Here is a 6,546-nt window from a genome sequence, read left to right on the forward strand (position 1 = left end):
CCTTTATTTTTCCCGAAAGTGCAGGGAGCTTCCGTCGAAGCTTCATTTGAGATGTGGATTGATGCTAGAATGCTTTTGATGAGTACCCGATACACTTGAACCCGATCGGAGTCTCCGGAGACTTGACTCTTTGGAAAAAATGGGGGGATTCAGTTGAGACCGGCACCCGATTTCTCAGTGATCCAGGACGTCTTCAGGCGTAATGGAGAACCTTGCAGAGTTCCGTTCTTTGAACTCTTTGCGGACGATGAAATAATGGAAGAAGTGATGGGCTACAAACTTGCCAAAGTGGAAGAAGATCCCGACAGGTACTTCGACCAGCTGGTCGGTTTTTATGAGGAACTGGGATATGACTACGTTCCTTTCTATCAGGCTCCCCGCTTTCCCACTCCCGATTACATTCATGGTGAAGACACGGCAACATACCGCAGAGAAAGCAGGAAGTGGATGAATGAAAAGGGTGGCCCTATTAAGACCCTGAAAGACCTCCGGGAAGCGGACTGGCCGAAGCCAGAGGAAGCTGTTGATTTCGACCTTTTCCGTAAGCTGGGAAACCACCTTCCGGAAGGAATGAAAGTAGTTGGAGGGGCTTCCGGTGGGCCGTTTGAGCACTCCAGCTTCCTGATGGGTGTTGAGAATCTCTCCATGGCCGTTTACGAGGATCCCGAGCTGGTCAGCACCCTCAATGAAATGATCGGCAGTGTTCTCGTCGGAGCCGCGAAAATCATCTCTTCAATGGATTGCGTAGGCGCGTACTGTTTTGGAGACGATCTCGGATACAAGACATCGACCATCTTCTCTCCGAGACATCTAAGAAGACTGGTCTTCCCGTGGTACAAAGAGATAGCCAGTGTGGTCCATGCAAACGGTAAACCCTTTGTCCTTCACAGTTGCGGCAACTTAACCACTGTAATGGACGATATCATAGACGCAGGAGTCGATGCGAAACACTCCTTTGAAGACCAGATAATGCCTGTTCCCGAAGTTAAGAGAAGATGGGGCAAGAGAATCTCGATCCTCGGTGGAATAGATGTTGATTTTCTATGCCACGCTTCCGTTGAAGAAGTTAGGAGTCGAACACTCGAGACTCTCGAACAATGCGCTCCGGGAGGCGGATATGCTTTGGGCACGGGCAACACCGTCGCCAACTACATCCCGGTGAGAAACTACCTGGCAATGCTGGAGGCCGGAAATGAATTCAACTCTCGCTAGATACGTCGAATCGACCTCCGATTAGGTCCGTTCATGGCAGAACGTGAGAAAAACATCTCAGTTTTGAAAGGCATTCCTTTCGATATAGATGTGGCTTCGCTTGTAGAAAGCCTGCGGATCAGAGCCGGTTCTGAGGAAGAGACGACTTTCAGAGAGCTCGTAGAGAAAGCCCGAGAGACTGCGAACCCAAAGGCGATCTACAGGACCTGCTTCGTTGACCGCGTAAGTGGAGACGAAGTCACGATAGAAGGGGTTCGCTTCGAAAGCCGTCTCCTTTCGAAAAAACTCCGTTCGGTCGGCAGAGTCTTCCCGTTCGTCATAACTTCCGGACGAGAAGTTGACGAGTTTCCGCTTGATCGTACAGACTTTCTCAAGATCTTTTTCTGGGATAGTTTACTGGAACACATACTCCATGAGGCAGCCTTATTCATAAGAAGCGAGATTTCCAGGAATAACCTGATCGAAAACCTCGTATGGATGTCTCCAGGTTCGGGAGACGCGGAGATCCGGGCTCTGCAGCAACAGAGGGAATTGTTTTCCTTGATTGGAAATGTGAAAGAAGAGATTGGGGTCGAACTGAAGGAATCTCTTCTCATGATTCCGACGAAGTCTATTTCGGGAATTGCATTTCAGTCCGAGAAGGATTACAGGAGCTGCATGGTTTGCAGAAGGGCTGACTGTCACTACAGAAGCGCCCCATATGATGAGAAGCTGAGGAACTCCCTTGAATAGAATGGCTCAGTCTCAATAAGCAGTCTCTCCGACCAGTTTCGGAGTTGCTGGTATGAGGTTGGAGCAGAAGAAGTCAGTTCTCGCTTTACAGTTATTCGTTCGGAGAGACCCCTGCTGCCCAGAAGGAGCCTGCTGCGGTGTCGCTCTCGAGTGAATGGATAGGTTAAATGAGATTGAGGATACCTAAGAGGAGAGAGGATAAGTAATGAAGGAAGTTTTGTATAAGGTCACATTCCTGCCTTCGCAGAGAACAGTAACGGCAAAGAGAGGCGAGATTCTTCTCGATGTTTTGAGGAGGGAATCGCAGCCAGTAAGTGCCGTATGCGGAGGAAGGGGAAACTGTGGAAAGTGCAAAGCGCTTGTGACTGATGGAAGCGAGGCCTTCCCGCCAACCCTTACCGAGGCAAGACTTCTGACACGAGACGAGATTGCGGCCGGATACAGGCTGAGCTGCCAGTTCAAAGTCATGACCGATGTCAGAGTCAAAACGAAAGACCTGGCAGTTGATTCCGCAGTTTCCAAACGGCCTCTTCCGAAGGCCTCGATAAGAGAGATATCTCCACAGATTAGGCTCGAAGAGTTTTCTCTTTGCAAGCCGGATATTGATGACCAGGCTTCAGACTACTCAAGACTGATGAGTGCCCTCGTTACCGAAAGGCCGGGGATTGACAGACTCAATCTTCTGAGAAGGCTTCCCCATGTCATAAGGGAGCTAGATTACAGAGGCAGGGCCGTCATGTACGGAAGTGAAGTAATCGACCTACTACCTTTCTCTGACGAAAGCGGTATCTTCGGCATCGCAATCGATATAGGCACGACAACCCTCGCAGTTTACCTGGCAGATCTCAAGTCGGGAGAGATCGTAGCGGTTCGATCTGCTTCCAATCCCCAGTCTGCATATGGCCAGGATGTCATTTCCAGAATAGATTACACTATGAAGAGATATAAGGGAATCGATGAACTGAGAGCGGCAGTTCTTGCCACAATGAACAAGCTGATCGACGATCTCTGTAAAGAAAGCGCAGTACCGAAGGAAAGAATCTACGATACTTCGATAGTGGGAAACACTACGATGATCCATATCCTTCTCGGGATAAGCCCCGGGAGAATCGCCTCCTCGCCTTTCATACCGGCATTCACGGGAGGAAAGGTCTTCGAGTCGCGGGAACTGGATTTAGAAGTGTCCATTCCAAATTCGAAAATCTACATAATGCCCGGAATCTCTGCCTATGTGGGCTCGGATATCACGGCCGGTATTCTCTCTTCGGGATTTGCAGAAGATTACGGCAACGTTCTCCTTGTGGATATCGGAACCAACGGGGAGATGGCCCTCAGAAGCGGTGAAAGAATCTTCGCTTGCTCCACCGCGGCAGGTCCGGCATTCGAAGGAGGCAATATAAGCCACGGAACTATTGCCAGACCGGGAGCGGTGGACCATGTGTGGCTCAACGGAAAAGATATCGGGTTCAGTACGGTGAATGGGTCAAAGGCCTCTGGAATATGTGGTTCGGGATTGATAGACGCGATTGCCGTAATGATAGATGCGGGCGTAGTCAGTGAATCGGGACGAATCAAGGGAGAACACTTCGAGCTTGAAGGCACGGCGGGAAGAGTGCGGATAAACAGGCAAGACATACGTGAAGTGCAGCTTGCAAAAGCAGCCATTCGAGCAGGAGTATCCATCTTAATGGACCGGGCAGGCATCGAAACGCGAAATATAGACCGGATTCTGCTTGCCGGAGCCTTCGGCAACTACATCGATCCGGAAAATGCCCTGCGAATAGGCATGCTTCCCAATGTGCCAGTCGAAAGAGTCTCACCCGTCGGCAATGCGGCCGGTCTGGGTGCAGTTCTGGCAGTTCTCGACAGCGGGATTCGAGAGAGAGCGGAAAGTCTCAGCAGTGAGATACATTATGTAGAACTATCTGGGAGAAAGGATTTCAACGAGATCTTCGTTGAGAATCTTGCCTTGAGGGAGGGATAAAGAATGGCTTTCAATAGATCAATCATACCTTTGCTCGGCGCGCCGGGAGCAAGACTGACGGGAACAAAACTTAAAGAGAATCTCACAAACGCGGAAATCCAGTTCAACTCTTTGTCGAAGCTTATGGAGGAGTTTCAGCCCGACGGGATATTCTTCATGATGGACCTGACGGTAGAGGCCGAGGCGTTGGGACTTGAGATCGTTTTCCCCGAGGATGACAATCCCTACGTTAAGGAACATCCAATAAAGGGACGCGACGAGCTGGCCTCTGTCGAAAACTCCTGGAGCGGAGTCTCCGGTAGAATGAGTATCTTCACAGAAGTTGCAGATAAGATGGCGAGAAAACTTCCGGGAATGAGGGGAAGCTACGTTATCGGTCCACTTAGCCTTGCAGGAGAACTGGTCGGGGTTACAGACCTCTGTATGAAGCTGATAGAAGAGCCGGATTTTGCAGAGAGAGTAATAGACTTCTGTACAAGGATTGTAGGTGAATACTCGAGAGCGCTTATCGACCACGGCGCGGACACGATAGCCGTGCTTGAACCGACGGCGGTGCTCTTATCCAAGAGACAGTTCAAACGTTTTGCGCTACCGTATTTTGAAAAGCTCAGATCAGAACTTTCAAAACCTTTAATTTATCACATCTGCGGAGACACTGAACACATAGTAGAACCTATGGGCGCAAGCGGCGCCTACGGACTGAGCCTTGACAGCATGGTGGACCTGAAGGATGCGGCAGAGAGAATTCCCGAAGATGTTTTCCTTATAGGCAACATAGATCCGGTCAAGGTCTTCCTTCAGTCAAACGGAGAGGCGGTCGAGAGAGAAACCGCAAACCTTTTGGAGAAAATGAAGGACGTACCCAATTTCATCTTGAGTTCAGGATGTGACATCCCGCTGGAGACTCCTCCTGAGAATATCGCCGCCTTCATCAGGGCCGGTAGGAATAATCGTTCATAATATAACGAGTCAAGTCTAGAATAGAGCAGCTTCTTCAGCGAATAATGTCAGAACCGTATTCGTACGCGCATCCGAAAAGTCTGAAGATCTTCTCGGGTGATACTTCGGCCTGAATGTTGTGGATGGGCGCAAAGACAAAGCCTCCCCCAGGAGAAAAAATGTCGATGCGGCGGCGAATATCGTCCTCAAGGTCCTTCAGTGTTCCGAAAGGCAGGACGTGCTGTGTATCGCATCCCCCTCCCCAGAAGACGAGATCTCTTCCAAATTCCTTCTTCAGCCTCTCCGGTTCCATATTCTTCGCGTTGGTCTGAACCGGATTCAGTATCTGAACACCGACTTCTATGAAATCTGGTATGAAGGTATAGACTGATCCGCAGGAGTGAAGAAAGATGAAAAGATCGGGTTTCTTCCTGTGAATGAAGTCACACAGGTTTTTCAGTCTGGGCTTGAAGACAGATCTGAAAATACGGGGAGATATCGCCGTGTTTTCCTGGGTGCCGTAATCGTCGCCAATCTGGATAATATCTATGTCGTCTCCAAGGGTAGAGAGATACTTTTCCAGATCTACAATATAAGTTTCGAGAAGCCGGTCGAGAAAGAACTCCGTAAGAGACCGGTCGGTAATCAGTCTCTCCATGAACTCCTGGTACCCGAACATTGAATGGCCGGCCTCAAGGAAGTTCCCCCCGAAAGCCCCGATCACGGCGCAGTCAGTTGATTCGCGTATTCCCGTGAGCTGAGCCTTCAAAAACTCGATTTCCTCGCCAGTCAATCTTGGCGAAACAAGGGCCGAGATCTCCTCTTTTCTCCCGGCATGGGCTAGGGGAAAGTAGCTCCTGTCGAAGTAGTGGCCGCCTCGGGGCATCCTCGCGACTTCAACATCGTCCCTCTCGATTGCTAGTGAACCGTCCTCTTTCGCTTTCGGGTTGAATCCATCTGGAAAGAGGAATCTCGACCCATCATCGAAGATGCTTCGCCCGTTCCAGGAATCGATTCTAGTTCCAAAGCCTCCGTTCAGTCTCTTGAGTTCGATCACATCGGAATGGACTTCTCTCCTTATCTCCTCATCGATAAAGGCAAGCATCTGGTGAACATCGAAAACCCTTACTGGAAGATCACAATGACCGAGATAATCTGCAAGTTTCCTGTAAGCCCTGACATGAATGCCGGTCGACCTCATTCCTCCCAGATCGATGGGAATGCGGTCAGGTTCGCAGTGTTGCAGCGTTTTCAAGACTCTATCTCGTGAAGTCATTTGATTTTTCTCCTTTCAGATCCTTCTCTCCTGAGATCCTACAGAACAATTATGCCTGAGCTAGACTCAATTACTTCACTACCCGAAGATCTAGAAGTAGGATCAACCTCTCCTTAAGCTCTTAATTACCCATAAGTTAGGGAGCTAAATAGAAATCATATTATGCTTCTTCCCCATTGGTAGTATATGCTGTATTTGGCTCCTGATGATCTTGATCTTAAGTCCTCCCTTGAGGGAGGGCCACGAAGTGGCGGAGGGTGTTGGTCTTTGAGGACTTGAAAGGCCGCTGCCCTGAAATAATCCCAAGAGAACGGTTGTTGGTTCCTGGCAAGAACATATAGCACAGACAGACCAATCACGTGAAGAGAGAATGCATCCGATTAAGTTCGATCAGGTGGATCGA

Annotated in this window: 5 protein-coding genes; 4 read left to right on the plus strand and 1 reads right to left on the minus strand. The window is 49.6% G+C overall.

What is annotated here, in order from left to right; genetic code table 11:
* Positions 1-153: 153 nt before the first annotated feature.
* The 4 genes from ENN47_10860 (at position 154) to ENN47_10875 (ending at position 4,888) form a co-directional block, all read left to right on the plus strand.
* Positions 154-1,212 carry a uroporphyrinogen-III decarboxylase-like protein gene (locus ENN47_10860; protein HDP78658.1) on the plus strand — a complete coding sequence of 353 codons (1,059 nt, stop codon included), beginning with the start codon at positions 154-156 and terminating at the stop codon, positions 1,210-1,212.
* 33 nt (positions 1,213-1,245) lie between these two features.
* The gene (locus tag ENN47_10865) at positions 1,246-1,944 is read left to right on the plus strand and encodes a vitamin B12 dependent methionine synthase (protein HDP78659.1); all 699 of its coding nucleotides are present in this window, start codon (positions 1,246-1,248) and stop codon (positions 1,942-1,944) included.
* Between the two features lie 205 nt (positions 1,945-2,149).
* Positions 2,150-3,928: a DUF4445 domain-containing protein gene (locus tag ENN47_10870; GenBank protein HDP78660.1), complete on the plus strand. Its 1,779-nt coding sequence runs from the start codon at positions 2,150-2,152 to the stop codon at positions 3,926-3,928.
* 3 nt (positions 3,929-3,931) lie between these two features.
* Complete coding sequence (locus tag ENN47_10875; GenBank protein ID HDP78661.1) at positions 3,932-4,888, plus strand: methylcobamide--CoM methyltransferase; 957 nt, start codon at positions 3,932-3,934, stop codon at positions 4,886-4,888.
* A 34-nt stretch (positions 4,889-4,922) separates the two neighbouring features.
* On the opposite strand, the gene ENN47_10880 is transcribed toward ENN47_10875, so the two are convergent.
* Entirely contained in the window at positions 4,923-6,143 is a 1,221-nt protein-coding gene (locus tag ENN47_10880; protein HDP78662.1) for a methyltransferase, read from the minus strand.
* Positions 6,144-6,546 lie beyond the last annotated feature (403 nt).

The sequence above is a fragment of the Mesotoga infera genome (assembly GCA_011045915.1).
GTDB lineage: Bacteria > Thermotogota > Thermotogae > Petrotogales > Kosmotogaceae > Mesotoga > Mesotoga infera_D.

Excerpts from the sequence above, each read along its gene's own strand:
- ENN47_10865 (HDP78659.1), top strand. The coding sequence starts at position 1,246 with ATGGCAGAACGTGAGAAAAACATCTCAGTTTTGAAAGGCATTCCTTTC.
- ENN47_10870 (HDP78660.1), top strand. The coding sequence starts at position 2,150 with ATGAAGGAAGTTTTGTATAAGGTCACATTCCTGCCTTCGCAGAGAACA.
- ENN47_10875 (HDP78661.1), top strand. The coding sequence starts at position 3,932 with ATGGCTTTCAATAGATCAATCATACCTTTGCTCGGCGCGCCGGGAGCA.
- ENN47_10880 (HDP78662.1), bottom strand. The coding sequence starts at position 6,143 with ATGACTTCACGAGATAGAGTCTTGAAAACGCTGCAACACTGCGAACCT.